At 43.5% G+C, this 1,785-nt stretch carries 1 protein-coding gene; it reads left to right on the top strand.

Going from position 1 to position 1,785, the window contains the following annotated elements; genetic code table 11:
- Window positions 1-246: 246 nt before the first annotated feature.
- Window positions 247-1,785 (top strand): ABC transporter ATP-binding protein (locus VIP81_RS00910; RefSeq protein ID WP_331956592.1); only part of this gene is annotated, 1,539 nt, incomplete at its 3' end.

The raw sequence follows: 1,785 nt of genomic DNA on the forward strand, positions 1-1,785 counted from the left end.
CAGGATTATACTGATTTAGATGATTAGCGGGATTTTATTTTGATGATTTTCCAGGATTTAAAAGATTAGCGAAGATATAAACAGAAAAAATTTCGCTTATATCTTCGCTAATCTTTTAAATCCTGAAAAAAATCCCGCTAATCATCTAAATCAGTATAATCCTGAGTAAGACAAAAAATCGCTACAATAGCTTTCTGCTTTCCGCTTCCCCAATTTATCTTAATTTTGTTCCTAAAGCATTCACCATTGAAACACCTTGCTGCACTTAATAAATATTTTCTCTCTAATAAATGGCGACTGATCCTGGGATTGTTGTTTACTGCCATATCCATTGTATTCAGCGTTTTTCAACCGATTATGGTGAGGCAGATCTTTGATTTGCTGGCGCACAATATTGATGAATACAGACTGTTGAGTAACACACCGCTGAAAGGTGCGTTCCGCGCGGACTTTACACATGTACTGGCATTTTATGGCGTAAGCATCCTGATCTTTGCATTGCTGAGTGGATTCTTTCTTTTTCTGCAAAGACAAACACTGATCGTGATGAGCCGGCACATAGAGTATGATCTGAAGAATGCCGTTTATCAGCACTATCAGAAGCTGGACCTGAATTTTTTTAAGATGCATCGTACCGGTGACCTGATGAGCCGCATAACAGAAGATGTATCACGTGTACGCATGTACGTAGGACCGGCCATTATGTACGCTTCCCGCACCTTATTTCTGATTGTGATTATTGTATACCTGATGTTGGAGGTAAATCCGTTGCTGACACTGTATACCTTGTCGCCATTGCCTTTGCTGGCATTGACTATTTACTATGTCAACCGGATTATTCATCGTAAAAGCGAAAGAATCCAGGCGCAGCTGTCTAACATTACTTCCATTGCACAAGAATCTTACAGCGGTATCCGGGTAATAAAATCCTACATACAGGAAGATGCCAGCGCCAAACATTTTGAAGAAGCAAGTGAAGCATATAAAGAAAGCTCTATCAGTCTGGCGAAGACTGATGCCCTGTTTCAGCCTACCATGGCCTTAATGATTGGTTTAAGCGTGATTCTCACCATCTTTATTGGTGGCATACAGGTGATGCGCGGCAACATTACCGTAGGTAACCTGGCGGAGTTTGTGATTTATGTGAACATGCTGATGTTTCCCTTCTTCTCCATTGGAATGGTGGCCACAATGATACAACGTGCGGCGGCCTCACAGCAACGTATAAACGAATTTTTGCAGATGGAGCCGGTGATTAAAGATGCACCCAATGCACAAACAGTGACACTGCAAGGCGGCGTACGGTTGGAGAATGTCACCTTTACCTATCCACATACAGGCATTACGGCGATCAGTGATTTCAATCTGCATATTGCACCCGGACAAAAAGTGGCGATCATCGGCAGAACCGGTTCCGGTAAGAGTACGCTGGCACAGCTGCTCATCCGTATGTATGATCCGCAGGAAGGAAAAGTGATGGTAGATGACCACGATATACGGTTCCTGGAATTATCCAATCTGCGTAGTCAGATTAGTTACGTACCGCAGGATGTGTTCCTCTTTTCCGATAGCATTGCCAATAACATTCGCTTCGGCGATCCTTCTGCCAGCTTGCAAACAGTGCAAACTGCCGCCAGACAGGCATCTGTAGAAAAAGATATTCTGGGTTTCAATGAAGGATTTGATACTGCAATAGGGGAGCGGGGAGTAACGCTCAGCGGCGGACAGAAGCAGCGTATTTCCATTGCGCGCGCTCTCATCAAGGATCCACATATTCTCATCTTC

It is taken from the genome of Chitinophaga sp. (genome assembly GCF_036566945.1).
In the GTDB taxonomy this organism is placed as follows: Bacteria; Bacteroidota; Bacteroidia; order Chitinophagales; family Chitinophagaceae; genus Chitinophaga.